This is a genomic window from Mesorhizobium sp. WSM4311, from assembly GCF_002295115.1.
Classification (GTDB): Bacteria; Pseudomonadota; Alphaproteobacteria; order Rhizobiales; family Rhizobiaceae; genus Mesorhizobium.
Genome location: NZ_NSFV01000013.1, coordinates 38153 through 54427 on the forward strand (window position 1 = coordinate 38153; position 16275 = coordinate 54427).

Genomic DNA, 16275 nt, shown 5'->3' on the forward strand with positions numbered 1-16275 from the left:
ATTCATTGGTCAAGCTAAAAAAGACGTCTAAGTTGGTTCGGCCATTTTCAAGGCACTTACAGATGCGCCAATGAACAAGAGAGATGCAATATTGAGCGACGAAGTCATCGAAGCTAAGAATGTATCCAAATGGTATGGTGCCTTCAGAGCACTAACTGACATCAACCTAACCGTCCGCAAGGGCGAACGTATCGTCATCTGTGGGCCCTCAGGCTCGGGAAAGTCGACGCTGATCCGTTGCGTCAATCGGCTCGAAGCGCACCAGGATGGCGAGATTACCGTCACTGGGATTAGGTTACATAACAAAATGCGCAACGTAGCTGAAGTTCGCAAAAGCGTCGGCATGGTTTTTCAGCACTTTAATCTTTTCCCGCACATGACCGTGCTGATGAACTGTATGGCGGCGCCGATGTGGATAAAGGGCGTTCCAGAGGGTGAGGCTAGAAAGATCGCGCTTAAATTCCTAGAGCGCGTGCGCATTCCCGAACAGGCGAACAAATATCCGGCTCAGCTCTCCGGGGGACAGCAGCAGCGCGTCGCAATTGCCCGGTCCCTCTGTATGGAGCCTGCAGTCATGCTCTTCGATGAGCCGACCTCCTCGCTCGATCCAGAGATGGTCGCTGAAGTGCTCGAGACTGTGACCGGACTCGCACGCGACGGCATGACCATGGTATGCGTCACCCACGAGATGGGCTTTGCGCGCGCCGTGGCCGATCGAGTAATCTTCATGGATCGAGGTGAGATCGTCGAAGAGGGTACACCGCACGACTTCTTCAGAAACCCGCAGCACGAAAGAACGAAATTGTTTCTCAGCCAGATCTTGTCGCATTGAGGGAGCCATCCTTCAACGAGGCCGTTCGACCGAGTTACTGTGTATCGAATGCGTTGCCTCAGGCCAGCGAGACAACATGTGCGGATATTGTATTCGTACGTATTGGCTGACATACATCAGAGCGTTCTCGGCAAGCGCCTCGTTCCCGGAAGCGCGAGAGTAGGATCCCGCTGAGCTTGTGCGCAGCCCACCGTGCCAGTTCGCGTCCAGGCGCGCTGAGGATTGGCTCGCCACACATGATCAGGTTGCAAGAGTGCGGCCTCAACCCTCTGCCCGCAACCGACCACAATCTGCAGACGTCGTCCTCTGGCAGATTCCCGACCATCTTTGGGTGAACCAAACGGATCAACACATGTTAAAGAACATAACCTTCGACCGCCACAGCTCCGACAAGCTTAAGAGTGAGGTCACGATCGACATTGATAAATGGGGGGTTCCTCATATCAAGGCTCAGAACTTGCACGACCTATTTTTCGCGCAGGGTTGGAATGCAGCTCGAGACCGCCTCTGGCAAATTGATATTGCGCGCAAACGAGGTCTCGGTCTCCTGTCACGAGACTTTGGCCCCGGATATTTGGAGCAGGATCGGGCGGCGCGTCTCTTTTTATTTCGCGGAGCCATGAGTGCAGAATGGCAGGCGTACGGCCCGGATTCCGAAGAGATATGCTCAGCGTTTGCCGAGGGGATCAATTCCTACGTAGACAGTTGCCATGACGGTTTGATTGCCTTGCCACCCGAGTTTGGCCTCCTCGGTCACACTCCCGACTATTGGAAACCCGAAGACGTCGTTCGCGTGCGAACGCACTCACTAACCCGAAATGCGATTTCGGAGCTTCTGCGCTGCAGGGTGATGGCATTGGCAGGTGTGGAACGAGGTACCCGCCTCGACAGGTTGAGACAAGAATTGTCACCTCCGATAGCGCCACGACCAGCGGAGGGCCTTGACCTCGCCTTTATGACAGATCGAGTACTGCAGGATTTTCGCTTGGCAATCTGTCCCGTCTCATTCTCGAGGGAAAGACTTGCAGCAAGTCTTCAGGAAGCTGACCGTTGGACCCGCGTAACACCGAGTGATGAGATCATGCAGACGGTGTTCCAAGAGGGCTCAAACAACTGGGCCATATCCGCAACAAAAACCACAACGGAGCGACCAATCCTTGCTCTAGACCCGCATCGCAAGCACGTCCTTCCGTCCATCAGGTATCTTGTACACCTGAGTATGCCCGGGCTCGATGTAATTGGCGCTGGAGAGCCTATGATCCCAGGAATCTCCATGGGTCACAACGGGACAGCCGCCTTTGGTCTGACTATTTTCGGCGCTGACCAAGAAGATATTTATGTTTACGAAACCAAGAGTGAGGGAAATAAATACTTATATAAAGGGGCCTGGGAGCAGGTGAAGACTATACACGAGAAAATTCCAGTTCGCGCCCACACCGACCAGGAGGTAAAGCTTCAGTTCACACGCCATGGACCCATTTTAAACCAAAATGCTGAAAAAGACCGCGCCTTCGCACTGAGAACCGTATGGATGGATCCCGGCATGGCACCTTACATGGCCAGCTTGGCCGTAATGCGCTCTAAGACATTTTCAGAATACACCTCCAGTCTAGCAAACTGGGGTTGTCCTTCAGTTAATCACATCTATGCGGACACGTCGAATGTAATTGCGTGGAAACCGTCAGGTGCGGCTCCGGTCCGAAGAAATTGGGACGGCCTGCTTCCGGTTCCAGGAGACGGTCGGTTCGAATGGGAAGGGTATTTGTCACCGGACGATGGGCCGTTCGAGATGAACCCCGCCAAAGGTTTTGTCGCCACTGCCAACGCAATGAATGTTCCGGAGGAATGGAGTAGATCGCATCCTGCTTTTGGCTACGAGTGGTCTGACAGCAGCAGACATGATACCCTTCATACAACTCTCTCACGATCAGAGAAGATCTCGTTGCGGGACTGCATGTCGCTGCAATGTTCGGTGTATTCGCCGATAGCAGTTCGTATTCTTGCGAAACTAGACACTCTTCTCGGTTCGGTTGCAAACATGCCTGCGTTGCACTTATTTTCTAACTGGGACCGGCATTTGGATGCGAGTTCGCCAGCCGCCGCGTTCTTTGAGATTTGGCTTAGCAAACACCTTGGCCCGACAGTAGCTCGCTTAGAAAGCGCTGACGATGAAGTGTTGGCACTGCTCGTGCCTTTACAGCCTTCGGCCATAGCCTCTTGGCTCGAACAGGCAGAGCCTAGTGAAAAGTTGAAGCATTCCATAATGGAATCCCTAACTTCTGCCTGGAGTGAATGCATATGTCGATTTGGCGACGATTCTGCCTCATGGGCATGGGGCAGTATACATAAGCTTGATTTGCGCCACCCTCTGCAGGCACTGACGTCTGAACAATGGTCGTTGGGCGCCATAGCCCTCGGCGGAAGTAGCTCAACGCTCAATTTTTCGAGTTACCGAAGCGGCCAATTCTCTGTTTCAGAAGGACCGTCAGTGCGGATAATCATGGACGTTGGGTCATGGGATGACAGTCTCTTTATTAACAATCCAGGTCAGTCGGGTGTTCCGATCTCAAGTCATTATCGTGACCTCAATCACGATTGGCAACGGGGCGAATACAAGCCCTTGTTATATTCAGAGGAGTCCATACGGAGGGAGCTCGAACATAGGGTCGTCCTGTCTCCCGCTGACTGTTGAGGATGCGACAGTATAGGCCGCTTACCATTGTAGCAGGAACATATCGGTCGAACTCACCTGGCGGCAAGGTGAGGATCGACACTTTAGCGCCCGCCGGCCGACTTTGATATTGACAGCGGAACGCCCGGCCGGAATCTGGATGCGCTTGTGGGGCAATGATCCCGCTGGTGTGCGGCGACCACCCCTGATCGTCACGAGCAGGGCCGTCGCGGCCTCCAATAATGTTGCAGGAGACTTAGAAGCGGGATGTCCCGCATTGGCAATTGCTCTGCCTTGGGGCCATAGGGAAGAGGGGTAAGGTGCTGGCCCGACCACCGGAGAGCGCGTCTGTTACTACAAGGCTCGATCGCGGCCGCATCACGGCCCTCGGCGGCTGCCGATAACGCGCGCTTCGGGCGCTACCAGTACGCATTGGCGATAATCGCATCTGCTGTAGGAGAGCACTTGATTCGAGACTGACAGTGCGACGGTCAACAGGGTTCGCTATCATTGTCGAGCCGAGTTCAAGAATGGACACATACCTCAGGGAGGACCTTTCAGGGGGCAGACCATTGTCTGTCTCCTCATCCGAGAAACAAGCTAACCTCGCAGAGAGTGGCATCAGGGCAACACGTCATTGTCCTTCGATGCGACTGAATATCGACGACTTCAACGCGGCTTGCCGCCTTCGCGTATAGCCGCAGGACCTTGAATGCCGGGAACCAGCCGAGAAATGTTGGCGGTGGGTGAGCGCCTTTCATTTTTCAAGTCCGCTACATTCTGTCTGTCATATACCCGAAGGCGGCGATGCTTGTTGCCCGCCCGATGTGGTTAGCAGTTGACGTGCCTTCTTATGTATCTTCATTCAGCCTGCGGTGGCACGCTGGCCGTTTCGTTGAATGGCGGGGGAAAAAAGGCGTTGATGACTCAGGCTTGCGTGGAGCACTCGTGGGGCGCTCGATTGACAATGTTATTCGTGGAGAATGCTTTCCTTTGTGGAGGAGGATGATTCTCTCGTCCAGTTCCTTGTCGGCCTCGGTAAGGCGATGATTCAGGCGAAGGTAGTCGGTCCAGGTCGGCGTACGGAATGTCTCCGTCCATAGCACAGGCTCCTGAAGGTTGCGCTGGAGAGTCCAGTGCCGAGCACCAACGCGACTCTGTACATGCCGGCACCCGCGCATGGCGAGGAATTCTTCTAGATTTTCCACGAGTATGAGGTACTCGACTTTGACCACGATGGGGCCGCTTCTCGGCTTGAGACTGAGGGCGACTGCCGGCGCGTCGAATTCCTCCAAAGGGTCGGGCTCGGCCTCGCGACCCTCGCGAAGGGGAAACAGGACGCCGCTCGCAATGGAAGAGGCAGTGCCAGAAAAAGGGAGCACGCCGCACAGGCGACGCATGCCAGCGTCATTAGTTGCTCTTCTGACAAGCTCCGTCTTAATAGGCTGTTGGCGACGCCAGCCATGACGGCGCCTGTGCCGAAGCCGGCGATGATGGTGCCATAGGCGAGCGGTCCTTCGCCCAGCTGATCGCGGACAACCAATGGCAGCAGTGCGAGTATGGCGATGCCCGACAGGCCAAAGAAGGTTCCGCGGGCGATCGCCGTCTTGATTTCCGATGACATCGCTGTGAAGCGCAGCCTGTCATAGATGGCCGTCCTCATTGACTCACGTGGGAGAAGTGAGGAGCGAACCTTCCATTTGCATCGCCATATGGTGACCAAAGGGATCATATAGGTGAGTGTAAACATAGCGAAAGCCGTCATAAGTCCGAACGACGCAATCATGATGCCGCGAGCGCCGGTCCCACGGTCCGTGCAGTGTTGAAGCCAATGGAGAGGAGGGTGACGGCAGCGGGAACTTCGCGTCGGTCCACAATATCGCCAACAGAAGCCTGCCAGGCGGTATCGTTGAGCGCGGCACCACTTGCGATCAAGAAGCTGAAGCCGAAGATCATCCACGGGGCGATAAAGCCCAGCACCACTGAAGCCGTAGCATCGCGGATGCTATTACCATTAGGCATCGGCCGGCGAACATGACTCTTCGACGGCTGAAGTTGTCGGCGAGAACCCCTAGCGAAAATGGACAAAATGAAAGCGGGCAGGTTAGACGAAGCCTGCTCGAGCGCAACCATCAGATCGGAGGTCGGAACCGTTGCCATTAGCCAGCTGATAGCAACGGTCTGCATCAGCCAGCCAAGGGAAGAGACTTGAGAGGCTAAACCAGATTGAGCGAAATGTCGTATTCCTGAGCGGCGCAAACGTCTTCGGCGAAACTACATCCGCATCTGCGCCCGCCGCTTTGCTCATTGCTCCGACCGATTCGGTTCCGCCAAGCTTAACCACTTCGCGCGACACGATCCTCTTACACGTCGGATGCGCCAAATGCAGTCTTTGTATTAGTGTCATCTGGTAGCGAGATGCGGAGGTGGCGGCGGAGAGCCGTCGCTGGTGTCGCAGCGGCCTTACATCAGTGCAAACATGCTGTTGCGTGGCGCCGGCACAGTTCCCCCGGCGTCGGCGGCTTCGCCGGCAAGAATGCGAAGGCGCGCCGACTCGCTGCCAAGCTCAAGGTCGTCAGCATGGTTCTTCTGGCCGAGGCTGACGAGCTTGCCGAGCAACTCGGCGCCTTTGTCGGCGATCCTCTGGCGAGAACAAAGCTGTCGGAGACCAGCGTTGCCTGCATTGAGCGGCCGATGAAGGCACTATGCGCATCTCGCTGCGAGATGCAGCCGATATAAAAACAGCATTTGACGCTAGCCGCCAGGAAAGGGGATTGTCACCCCGCATGAGCCGGCGAAGCTTTTGTTCAATTTCGAACATGGACGCGATCGCGCGTTTTGCGCAACCAAACCACGACACACTGATTGAGGTGAGATATGGCGACGACACGCTCCGCAATTCCTCTGACTGGTGTACCGTTTCCGATATCAGAGTATGAGCGCCGGCAAAACAATGTGCTGGATGCGGTTGCTACGGCAGGCTTGGACGCAATCGTAGTAACGGCGCACGGCCACTTGAAGTATCTCAGCGGCTACGATGGGAGCGGTGGATATTTCGCGCCTTTCCCTCTTATTCTGATGCCGGGTCGGGTCCCGATATTTGTTGTCCGAGAATATGACGAGCAGGCAGTACGTTCATATAGCTGCATCGAGGAAATTGAAACCTATACACATCAGCCTGATTTTGGCAGGGTCTGCGCCGATGTATTGCGTCGACTCGGACTGGACAATAAGCGAGTCGGTTTCGAGCTTGGCTGCTGGAATCTCGCGCCCGCCGACGTGCGCGCAGTCCAAGACCAGCTCCCGGATCTGAAGATTACTGACGTCACCCGACTGGTCTCGTCAGTGTCAGCAGTGAAAGGAGAACTTGAGTTGGCGTGTATGCGCGATGCTGTTCGACTCACTGACGTGGCAATTCGAACCTTTCAGCAATCGCTTCGTCCCGGCATTACGGAGATCGAAATGGCAGCGGCCCTAGCTGCGGCGGTAACAAACGACCCCAGCAACGCCGCTGGGGATATCGGGCTTGCGCCGGGTACCATTTTGTTTGGAGAGCGAGTGAAGTTGCCCCATGCGCCAGCGACCCATCATCCTCTCAGCAACAACGAACCTGCCTTTCTGGAGATAGGGGCTTCGAAACACGGGTATACAGTGGGAATGGTTCGATGCGCAGTCCTTGGCAAACATCCCGAAACCGAATCTTTGCACGGCTTGGCTGAAGAGGTCATTGCGGCCCTTGTCTCCTCGATTCGACCAGGTGCTACGCCGGCGGACGTTCACGCTGCTGGGGGCGAGGTGTTGAAGCGATCTGGACGCAAGGGCGTCTTCCGCCAACGAACAGGATACCAAACTGGCATCAATTGGACTGAGCGCGGCGACCTAAGCCTGGAGCCCGATGTAAATGAACCACTCCGAGCTGGCATGACCCTGCACATGCCAAACATTTTGTGCAGCGAAAGTGGCTACCTATTTGGTGCCGGCGCACACGTGCTCGTGACAGAGCGCGGCGCGGAACTCCTGAGCGAAATCCCGCCAACACTTTATCGGGCGTGATGCTAGGCGGCGTGGACAAATTTGAGCCAGTATCTGGCGGTGGCTAGGTAGACCATTCCGAGGAAGCTATTGGCCAATTGATCGTAGCGGGTGGCAATGGCCCGGTTGATTTTGAGGTGGCCGAACATGCGCTCGATTCGGTTCCGCTGCTTGTAGAGCGCCCGGTCATACTCGATCTTCACGCGGCGGTTTGATCGGCCGGGTATGACGGGTTTAATCTTCCGCTCGGCGAGATCGGCGCGAATGGTATCGGCATCGTAGCCCTTGTCCGCAAGGAAGGCGTCCGGTGCACGAGTCCCCCTTTTCCGCCCGCTGCCGAGACATGGGCGCGAACTGTGGTGCTGTCGATGCTGTAGTGGCCGCTGTCCGCCATGACCTCGGCGAGCATTACCGCCACGGTCTCCCAGACCCCGGCCTCGCTCCAGCGTCGGAACCGACGATAGATGGTGTTCCAACTGCCGTATTTGGGCGGGACATCCCGCCATGGAGCGCCGCAGCGGAGCCGCCAGAGAATGCCGTTGATGATCGAACGATTCTGCTTGGGAGGTCTACCTCGGCCGCGTTTGTCAGGGTCGATGGGCAGCAAGCCCTTGAGAACACGCCATTCTGCTTCGGTGAGATCGCCCCTGCTCAAACCTGCCTCCAAAAAGCAGCCTTGAATCAATCCTCTTGGGCTACGTCAATCGCATCGACGTCCGAAATTCCGTAAGGCGGATATACTATTCCGCCAAGGTGATGGACAGTTCGAGAGGGCTGTCGCTATCCGCGAAAAATCGGCTGCCATCCTCAAACTCGATCACCACCTCTCCATCGCGGTGGCGCATGACACGGCGAACAACCTTGCCAATCAGCATCGACGTAGCTCGTTCGCTCTCTTCTTCCAGTGTCATTCCCAATGCTAACAACCCGATCGCAGGAAAGCGACCCTGCTAACATCGAATTTGTCCACGCCGCCTAGGGTCTGCGGTTTGCGGATTGAGTGGCAAAGCGCATGCAGTCCTGGAAAGTAGGTCGTGGGAGGGGGAGGAGTGTCGCGATGGTGACAGCTCTTCCTACTCAGACCTTTGCCATTGGCCGTTGCCAGCAGAGCCAGAGTTTATGATTGCCAGCACTTCGCAGCTGGTCCTCTAAGGCCGAAGCTTATCCATTTGAGGGCAAACGGCTTGTTATCGGGTCGCAGTCGCCGGCGCCAACACCGAGGCCTGAACGCGGGGCTATCTCGGTTCTAGATGGTTACGATATCCAAACTGCATTTGACGAAAACACCGGTGGCATCGATCATTAATTACGCACCGGCGCCTGATCCAAATTACTCAAATGCGGGAACGTGCCTATGGTTGGCGTTGACAGGTTCAAGGAGATCGAGATCGAAGCGATGACTTGGCGCCGGTACCTGCACGAGAATCCGGAGCTTGACTATCGGGTGAATGACACAGCGGCATTTGTGGCGGAAAAGCTGGCTTCCTTCGGGATTAACCACATCGAGTGCAGGATAGCTGAAACCGGCGTGGTTGCGTTGATCCAAGGTCAACTCGGAGATGGGCCCACTATCGGGTTGCGGGCCGACATGGACGCTCTGCCTATACTCGAAGCTTCAGGCAAACCTTGGACGTCGAAAAGGTCCGGACAGATGCACGCGTGTGGTCACGACGGGCATACTGCAATGCTCCTTGGCGCCGCGAAATACCTCGCCGCGACCCGGAACTTCAAAGGGTCCGTTGCCCTGATCTTCCAACCTGCCGAGGAAGATGGCCGCGGCGGCCAAAGAATGGTCCAGGAGGGGATCATGGACCGTTTCGGGATATCTCAGGTCTTTGGCATGCACAATTGGCCAGGCATGGAGGTTGGTGCGTTCGGCATTTGCGAAGGTTCGATTTTTGCCGCGCTCGACGAGTTCGATATTGTGGTCAAAGGCAGAGGGGGTCACGCGGCCGCTCCCCATCTGACAATTGACCCCGTCGTTGTTGCAGCTCAGATCATTTTAGGCTTGCAGACACTAGTCTCACGCAACACGGACCCCACCGAGTCCCTGGTGATCTCCGTCACAAAGCTGAACGCCGGACAAGCTTACAACATCATTCCCGAACGCGCGGAGATTGCCGGAACAGTCAGGACACTGTCACCGATTTTGCGCGACTTCGCTGAAAAACAGATTGAGGCGTGCGCGGAAAATATTGCACGCGCTTCCGGGGCGAAGGTCGAGTTTCAGCATCGCCGCCTGGAGCCCCTCACTGTCAATCATCCCGATCAAACGCGTCGGGCAACAGAGGTGGCGCGTGCTCTGGTCGGCCATTCATCGGTGAACCCCAAAGTCAAACCTAGTTTGGGGTCAGAGGACTTCGCGTACATGCTAGAGGCGCGGCCGGGGGCATGTATACTGCTTGGAAATGGATCGACTGCTGCTCTCCATAATCCAACCTACGACTTTAACGATGAAGCACTGCCATACGGCATTGGATACTGGGTCAACTTGGCCGAGGCTGCTCTAGCACCATGACATTGTCCAAGCAAAACAACCTTGGCTAATCAAGGCTGAGATCACAAGAAGAGGGTAACGACATGAAATACGAAATAAATCGCCGACGATTGCTGCAGGCGACATCGACCGCCATGGCGGCTGGCGCTCTGTCTTCAATTGCGGGCCGCGTTGCGGCCCAAACACCCAACCAGATCAACGTAGTGCTAGGCGGCGGCGATTGGGGAAAGGCTAACATTGAGGCTTACGCTAAGCCATTTGAAGCTGAGACCGGTATCAAGGTCAACCCAATCACCGACGACATGGGTATGGGACAGGTCGAGTTGATGGTAAAATCGGGCAATGTCACGGTAGATGTCGGGGCGCTTACGCAAGGGTCCGGCTTGGTCGCAGCTAAGAAAGGAATTCTTGAAGAAATTGATTACTCCTTGTTCAGGAAAGAAGAGCTAGACGGAATTTATGAATTTGCCAAGCAACCGTTTGGCGTGGCAAATTTGATTTACTCATATAATATGGTATATAGCACAGACGTATTCCCAGCTGATAAACCCCGGCCGACAAACTGGGCTGAATTCTGGGATGCTGATAAGTTTCCCGGCGTTCGCACCTTGGTGTCCGGCCAGTTTGGTTCAGAAGGACCCTGGGAAGAGGCCCTGTTAGCGGACGGTGTATCTCCCGATAAGCTCTACCCGATGGATATCGACCGGGTGTTTGCCAGTTTGGACAAAATAAAGCCGCACATCCGTAAGTGGTGGAGCAGCGGATCAGAGATTCAACAGATGTTGCATGATAAGGTCGTTGACATCGCTCAATCGTATGACGGAAGAGCTCTACTGTTGATCGATCAGGGCGCCGCGACGGAGATCAATCGAAACCAGGCGAAGCTGCAGTGGGATTATTGGGTCATTCCAAAGGGTTCACCCAACGCGAAGGCTGCGCAGAAGTTTATCGAATTCGCCACTCGCGCGGAACGTCAGGCAGCATTTTGCCAATTGTTTCCTGAGGGACCAAGCAACGGCAATGCGTTCAAACTTCTTCCCGAGAAAGTTGCGCGCAAGCTCCCTACCCACCCAGATTACATCAAGAGCAGCGTTTCCATCAACGGCAAATGGTACAATGAGGTAGGCCCCAGCGGTGTTTCCAACACTGAGATGCTTATCCAGCGGTGGAATGAGTGGATCCTGCAGTAGGGTTGGTTGAAGTGCGAAAGTCCGGTCGGGGTAACTCCATACCGGGCTAAAGTCGAAACTGATGCTGAAAATGTGACGGGGAGCGGGGTAGCCCACTAGCCTCTCCGCTCACGGCATCGGGTACGACGGCAGAAGGTACGGCAAATGCCTGCTAATGCACGCCAGCGATGGTGGAGGAGCCACAGTGAACATGCACGCAATGAATACCGCCCCCCGTTCGGAAGTTGACGCTGCAGATGTGAACCAATCGGTGCCACAAATTCAGTTCAGCAGTGTTACCAAGATGTACGGGAGTGTTCCGGCGGTCAGGGATCTGTCGCTGACCGTGCGTCGCGGCGAGTTCTTGACGATTCTCGGCCCGAGCGGCTCGGGTAAGACCACTACCCTGATGCTCTTGGCCGGCTTTGAGGCCCCGAGTTCGGGTGATATTATGATCGCCGGCCATTCAGTGGCTTCGGTCCCGTCCTACCGGCGCGATCAAGGAATTGTGTTCCAGAGCTATGCGCTGTTCCCGCATCTCACAGTGGCTCGAAACCTGGAATTCCCTCTCGAAATGCGGGGCATGGCTCCCGATCAGAGGAAGGTTCGGGTAGCCCGTATGCTTGAGCGCGTGCATCTAGGGGAATTCGGCGGTCGCATGCCATCCCAATTGAGTGGCGGTCAGCAGCAGCGCGTGGCGCTAGCCCGCGCGCTGATTGCCGATCCACCCTTCCTATTACTTGATGAACCGCTTGGCGCACTCGACCGTAACCTGCGTGAGCAGATGCAGATCGAGATGAAGAGCTTGCACAAGGAGTTCGGTATCACGACGGTGTGCGTTACGCATGACCAGGAGGAGGCGCTTACTCTGTCAGACCGGATTGTTGTAATGCGCGCAGGACGTGTCGAGCAAATCGATACACCAGAGGCCCTCTATGATCGGCCATCATCGTGCTTTGTCGCTAAATTTCTGGGTGAGGCGAACATTCTCGAGGATGCCTTGTTGCTGGCCAGAGGGGGCAACGCGCCGCAAATCGGCACCGTTGCGATGATAAGGCCAGAGCGCATCAGTGTACTTCCGAAGACTGCGGAGTGGGCTCAAACGGACCAGCGGCAATATGTTGCCGGTGCGGTCGACGATATGATTTTTGCCGGCCCTCTGCGAAAATACCATGTTCGCGTTGGCAACAATGTTCTCATCGTCCGGGAACATGTCGCGGCAGACCAACCTGTTTTCCAGCCAGGCGAGGAGGTTTGCCTCACGTGGCTGCGGTCAGACATTCGCTTCGTTTCGCCATAAGCGATTGATAAGGGATATCCATGAAGCTTTTGCGCAGAATGGCCAAGGTGCCACTTGGGTTAACCGCGCCCGCGTTCGCGCTTTTGCTTGTGGTTTTCGGTGCCCCTATAACCTTGCTTTTCCTAAGCAGTGTCAATGCCCCCGATTTCTCGTTCCAATACTACGGAGCGTTTTTCGCCCAGCCAGCTAATGTGCGGGTGCTCTTTCAAACGATAGAAATAAGTCTGGTCGCAACTGCCATCTGCTTAATCGTAGGCTATCCAACCGCGTATCTGATCGTCACGGCATCCAAGACTCTGCGCATGACGCTCATCGCTCTCGTGATCATCCCCTATTTGACCAGTGGGCTGGCGCGTACCTACGCATGGATTGTTATTCTTGGGGATCGCGGGGTCATCAACAACATCTTGCTGGACGTCGGATTGATCGATCGACCTCTGCAACTCATCTATAACCGAACCGCGGTCTATATTGGCATGGTCCACATCATGCTGCCGATGATGATACTTCCCTTGGTTAGTGCGATGATGGGGATCGATCGGTCCTTGATGGCTGCTGCACGCAGTATGGGAGCGGGACCTTTCACCGCTTTCAGGCGTGTATTTCTCCCCCTTAGCATTCCAGGCGCACGGAGTGGCTCGCTCCTAGTTTTTGTGTTCTGCCTAGGATTCTATATCACGCCGGCGGCACTTGGGGGATTGCGCGATGCCATGCTTTCAACCTTCATTGCGGCCGAGGTGAATAGCTCGTTCGATATTCCGCGCATTGCCGCTGCGTCCTTCATCCTTCTCGGGTTTGCCATTGTGGTGCTTTCCATGGTCGGGCTTGACCTCTCCGGCAAACAAGAGCAAAGCCAAACTCGAGCTCCGAAGGGCTCGATGTCCCGACTACCCATTGTTCTTGTTATCAAACGAAACTTCAGCGAAATTCTGCGTCCCTATCGTGTCAAACGGTGGACGGGACGGCGCTACGTGCCTGGGGCGGAAAGGCGATGGCCTAAAGTCGTCGCGATCGTTTTTATCGTTTTGGTGATGGCCTTTCTTTTATTCCCAGGGATAATCGTTGTCATCATGTCGTTCAGTTCCGGGGCATTTTTGCAATTTCCGCCTTCGGGCCTGTCGCTTCAATGGTATCGCTCGTTTTTCGGCGATGCATCTTGGAGCGGAGCAGCTTGGACCAGCGTCGAGATTGGTGTCGAGGTAGCTGTTATTTCTACTCTATTGGGAACACTTGCTGCTTTCGGATTGAGCCGAATAAGCGCAAGACTTCGCGGCGTGCTGACAATGATCATAATCACGCCTATCACCTTTCCAGTTATCGTGGTCGGTATCGCGACTTATCTGGGTCTCATCCAGATTGGTCTAATCGGCACAAAGGGTGGTATCGCCCTCGCTCACAGTATCGGCGCTGTTGGAATTGTGGTGGTGATCGTTTCTGCGACGTTGGCCAACTTCGATCGGACGTTAGAGCAGGCGGCCAAGAGTATGCGTGCCGGACCACTGCAAACGTTTTTTCGCGTAACACTGCCGTTAATCAGGCCGGGAGTGATCGGCGGCGCCATGTTCGCATTCCTCCAGTCATTCGATGAAGCGGTCATAACGTCTTTGGTCGGCGGTCTGTCGGTGCGGACGTTGCCCTTGAAGATGCTGGAGAATATCCGCCACCAAATCGACCCGACGATTGCTGCAGTCGCTTCTCTTTTGATGCTTCTGCCTTTAATCTGGATGCTTGTCCTCTATGCCGTCTGGTGGCGTTCTCGACCGAGCATGCAGCGAACATTACAGGAAGCCGCTGCCTAACTGGCGTGGCAGATCCACTTCCTGATGATGCGTCCGACCTATTCCTACGGACTGGCGACAAGCATCTGTTCGGGGCTTCAACGGGCGGATAAAATGGCCACCTGGTCCAAAACGGAAACCAGTAAAGCTCTTGCAATTATCATCTGGCACATGCGGATCAAGGATTCGGACTATGTCTGGGATCGGCCGGCCTTGCTCGCCAGCAAGCTCAGACCTGCCGATCCTCTTGCTGCGCGCCAGGATGGAATTCGAGGTCAACGGCGCTGACCGGATCGCACAGATCCTTCGCCCGTCTGAACAACGAACAGCTAGCCAACGTCAACCGGCTGATCGCGCGATTTCTGAAATCGGCTACCCACCGCGACTTTGACCTTCCTCCTCCCTTAGTGCACCGGGATCAAGGTGACGAACCAAGGGACAGGTCAGCAGAGCGAGCCCTGGTCATCTGAAAACGCGATGGTGCCGTCTCGGACATTATATTGGCGAAGTGGTGACCGCGTGTGCATAGTTCCAGGCGAAAAAAATAGCCGTGTACAAGACCATATGCCCGGTCAAAGTCGCCAGATCACCCGCAATAGGTTAAGCAATGAACGAAGCACCACATCTTACGTTTGATCTCGATGCGCATGGCGTGAGCAGAGGACACCTCGTTGTGCCGGGAGGCGCCGACCATGAAGAGTTCTCGCTTCCGGTTTTTAGTCTTAATAAGGGCGATGGACCGCGCCTTCTTATCACCGGTGGGAATCATGGCAATGAAATGGAGGGGCCATTAGTCGCGCGGCGGCTTATCGAGTGGCTGCCACAAGCGCAAACCAGTGGTAGGATCATCGTGCTGCCAGTGCTTAATCCATTGGCAGTTCAAGCATGGAGCCGCAATACTCCGCTTGATGGTTTGAATCTGAACCGCGTGTTTCCGGGCCGTGCCGACGGGTCTGTTACGGAACGAATCGCGGATGCGGTTTCACGCGTATTGTTGCCAAATGCCGACATCGTTTTCGATCTGCACAGCTTCGGCCCAACGTGGGATTTTCCCCCGGCGGTCATCACGCATCCAATTGCTGATGCGGATCTCATGGCTAAGACGCTCGCAATGGCAGCGGCATTTAAGCTGCCCGTAACATTGCTCTGGCAACATGACGACACGGCTGGGATGTTCGACAGTTGGGCACATAGCCTAGGGAAGGTATTCGTTTGCGCGGAATTCGGCGGTGGTACGGTTAGCGCAGAAGCTCTAGCGATTTATGAAGCTGGAGTTCGCAACGCGCTCGTTATGCTTGGACTCGTCGAAGGAAAAGTCGAGGACGTGTCTTTCCGTAACAAAAGGTCCAGTCAGACCCTTGAGACGCTGATATCAGACGAGTTGAAATCGCCCGCGCAGGGTATCTTCGAACCTCGCTGCTCTGTGTTGGATGAAGTGAGGTCGGGAGATCTTATAGGTATCCTACACTCTATGGATTCTGTTTCCGCTCCGTCCATTGACATCCGAGCGCCTGGGCCATCAATCGTCCTAGCCATAGGATCGGGCGCGCATGTCGACCGCAATGAAGGGGTAGCCATCCTTGCGCGGCCGCTGCATAACTAGAGGTACAGATTAGCCGCGCCTTGGCCAGCTGTAGTAACTCCGGTATGAAGGCACTGGCCTCGACTGGAGCTTATAGGCCAGCTCCTCGGATCGATCAGCGGCTGATCCTGTCTTCCAAAATCATGCCAAAAAGATTGCTTGATCCTTGATCGCTTGGTTTATACTAACCATGGTTGAAAGTGGCGGTCCGAGATGGGAGCTGGCCGGACGGATTGATCGCCTAGCTTCTGTTATGGAAGCAGGGGCGACGATCCGGCGCACCGCGACCAAGAGGGGAGGCGGACGGTGCCGTCCCCGCTGACGCCCGTAAAACAACTTTATCGTATCTTAAAACGAGATGGGCACGTTCGGGGCTTTATATTGGCAAAACCGATTCCGAACGGGGCATAACTT

The 16275-nt window shown here is 55.3% G+C and carries 11 protein-coding genes and 2 pseudogenes; 9 read left to right on the forward strand and 4 right to left on the reverse strand.

Annotated elements, in window-relative coordinates; translation table 11 throughout:
- Positions 1 to 88 precede the first annotated feature (88 nt).
- The gene (locus CK226_RS27145; protein ID WP_135921822.1) at positions 89 to 832 is read left to right on the forward strand and encodes an amino acid ABC transporter ATP-binding protein; all 744 of its coding nucleotides are present in this window, start codon (positions 89 to 91) and stop codon (positions 830 to 832) included.
- Between the two features lie 352 nt (positions 833 to 1184).
- The gene (locus CK226_RS27150) at positions 1185 to 3524 is read left to right on the forward strand and encodes a penicillin acylase family protein (protein ID WP_063170375.1); all 2340 of its coding nucleotides are present in this window, start codon (positions 1185 to 1187) and stop codon (positions 3522 to 3524) included.
- Between the two features lie 830 nt (positions 3525 to 4354).
- Here CK226_RS27150 and CK226_RS27155 read toward each other — a convergent pair.
- Together CK226_RS27155 and CK226_RS35125 are read right to left on the reverse strand one after the other, a co-directional pair.
- Positions 4355 to 5811 (reverse strand): annotated as a pseudogene (locus CK226_RS27155) (MFS transporter).
- Between the two features lie 155 nt (positions 5812 to 5966).
- The gene (locus tag CK226_RS35125; RefSeq protein WP_164548527.1) at positions 5967 to 6122 is read right to left on the reverse strand and encodes a hypothetical protein; all 156 of its coding nucleotides are present in this window, start codon (positions 6120 to 6122) and stop codon (positions 5967 to 5969) included.
- A gap of 258 nt (positions 6123 to 6380) precedes the next feature.
- Here CK226_RS35125 and CK226_RS27165 point away from each other — a divergent pair, with 258 nt between their 5' ends.
- A complete protein-coding gene (locus CK226_RS27165) occupies positions 6381 to 7556 on the forward strand; it encodes a Xaa-Pro peptidase family protein (protein ID WP_063169317.1) in 1176 nt (391 codons plus the stop codon).
- Between the two features lie 2 nt (positions 7557 to 7558).
- Here CK226_RS27165 and CK226_RS27170 read toward each other — a convergent pair.
- Positions 7559 to 8190, reverse strand: a pseudogene (locus CK226_RS27170) (IS5 family transposase).
- Between the two features lie 85 nt (positions 8191 to 8275).
- Positions 8276 to 8446, reverse strand: a complete 171-nt coding sequence (locus tag CK226_RS35130; protein ID WP_164548526.1) for a hypothetical protein — start codon at positions 8444 to 8446, stop codon at positions 8276 to 8278.
- Between the two features lie 443 nt (positions 8447 to 8889).
- Between CK226_RS35130 and CK226_RS27175 the strand changes: the two genes are divergently transcribed.
- The 6 genes from CK226_RS27175 to CK226_RS27195 all read left to right on the forward strand — a co-directional run bounded on the left by CK226_RS27175 (position 8890) and on the right by CK226_RS27195 (position 15882).
- A complete protein-coding gene (locus CK226_RS27175; RefSeq protein WP_063169316.1) occupies positions 8890 to 10053 on the forward strand; it encodes a M20 aminoacylase family protein in 1164 nt (387 codons plus the stop codon).
- A gap of 62 nt (positions 10054 to 10115) precedes the next feature.
- Entirely contained in the window at positions 10116 to 11222 is a 1107-nt protein-coding gene (locus CK226_RS27180; RefSeq protein ID WP_063169315.1) for an ABC transporter substrate-binding protein, read from the forward strand.
- 190 nt (positions 11223 to 11412) lie between these two features.
- Positions 11413 to 12501: an ABC transporter ATP-binding protein gene (locus tag CK226_RS27185; protein WP_224570037.1), complete on the forward strand. Its 1089-nt coding sequence runs from the start codon at positions 11413 to 11415 to the stop codon at positions 12499 to 12501.
- Positions 12502 to 12521: 20 nt separating this feature from the next.
- On the forward strand, positions 12522 to 14300 hold the full coding sequence (locus tag CK226_RS27190) for an ABC transporter permease subunit (RefSeq protein ID WP_063169314.1): 1779 nt from the start codon (positions 12522 to 12524) through the stop codon (positions 14298 to 14300).
- Between the two features lie 24 nt (positions 14301 to 14324).
- Positions 14325 to 14567 carry a hypothetical protein gene (locus CK226_RS35135; RefSeq protein ID WP_127273917.1) on the forward strand — a complete coding sequence of 81 codons (243 nt, stop codon included), beginning with the start codon at positions 14325 to 14327 and terminating at the stop codon, positions 14565 to 14567.
- A 319-nt stretch (positions 14568 to 14886) separates the two neighbouring features.
- Complete coding sequence (locus CK226_RS27195; RefSeq protein ID WP_063169313.1) at positions 14887 to 15882, forward strand: succinylglutamate desuccinylase/aspartoacylase family protein; 996 nt, start codon at positions 14887 to 14889, stop codon at positions 15880 to 15882.
- Positions 15883 to 16275 lie beyond the last annotated feature (393 nt).

Bases quoted from the DNA above. Each gene is read 5' to 3' on its own strand.
- CK226_RS27175 (WP_063169316.1), top strand. From the start codon at position 8,890: ATGGTTGGCGTTGACAGGTTCAAGGAGATCGAGATCGAAGCGATGACT.
- CK226_RS27185 (WP_224570037.1), top strand. From the start codon at position 11,413: ATGCACGCAATGAATACCGCCCCCCGTTCGGAAGTTGACGCTGCAGAT.
- CK226_RS27165 (WP_063169317.1), top strand. From the start codon at position 6,381: ATGGCGACGACACGCTCCGCAATTCCTCTGACTGGTGTACCGTTTCCG.
- CK226_RS27180 (WP_063169315.1), top strand. From the start codon at position 10,116: ATGAAATACGAAATAAATCGCCGACGATTGCTGCAGGCGACATCGACC.
- CK226_RS27190 (WP_063169314.1), top strand. From the start codon at position 12,522: ATGAAGCTTTTGCGCAGAATGGCCAAGGTGCCACTTGGGTTAACCGCG.
- CK226_RS35130 (WP_164548526.1), bottom strand. From the start codon at position 8,446: ATGACACTGGAAGAAGAGAGCGAACGAGCTACGTCGATGCTGATTGGC.
- CK226_RS35135 (WP_127273917.1), top strand. From the start codon at position 14,325: ATGATGCGTCCGACCTATTCCTACGGACTGGCGACAAGCATCTGTTCG.
- CK226_RS27150 (WP_063170375.1), top strand. From the start codon at position 1,185: ATGTTAAAGAACATAACCTTCGACCGCCACAGCTCCGACAAGCTTAAG.
- CK226_RS27195 (WP_063169313.1), top strand. From the start codon at position 14,887: ATGAACGAAGCACCACATCTTACGTTTGATCTCGATGCGCATGGCGTG.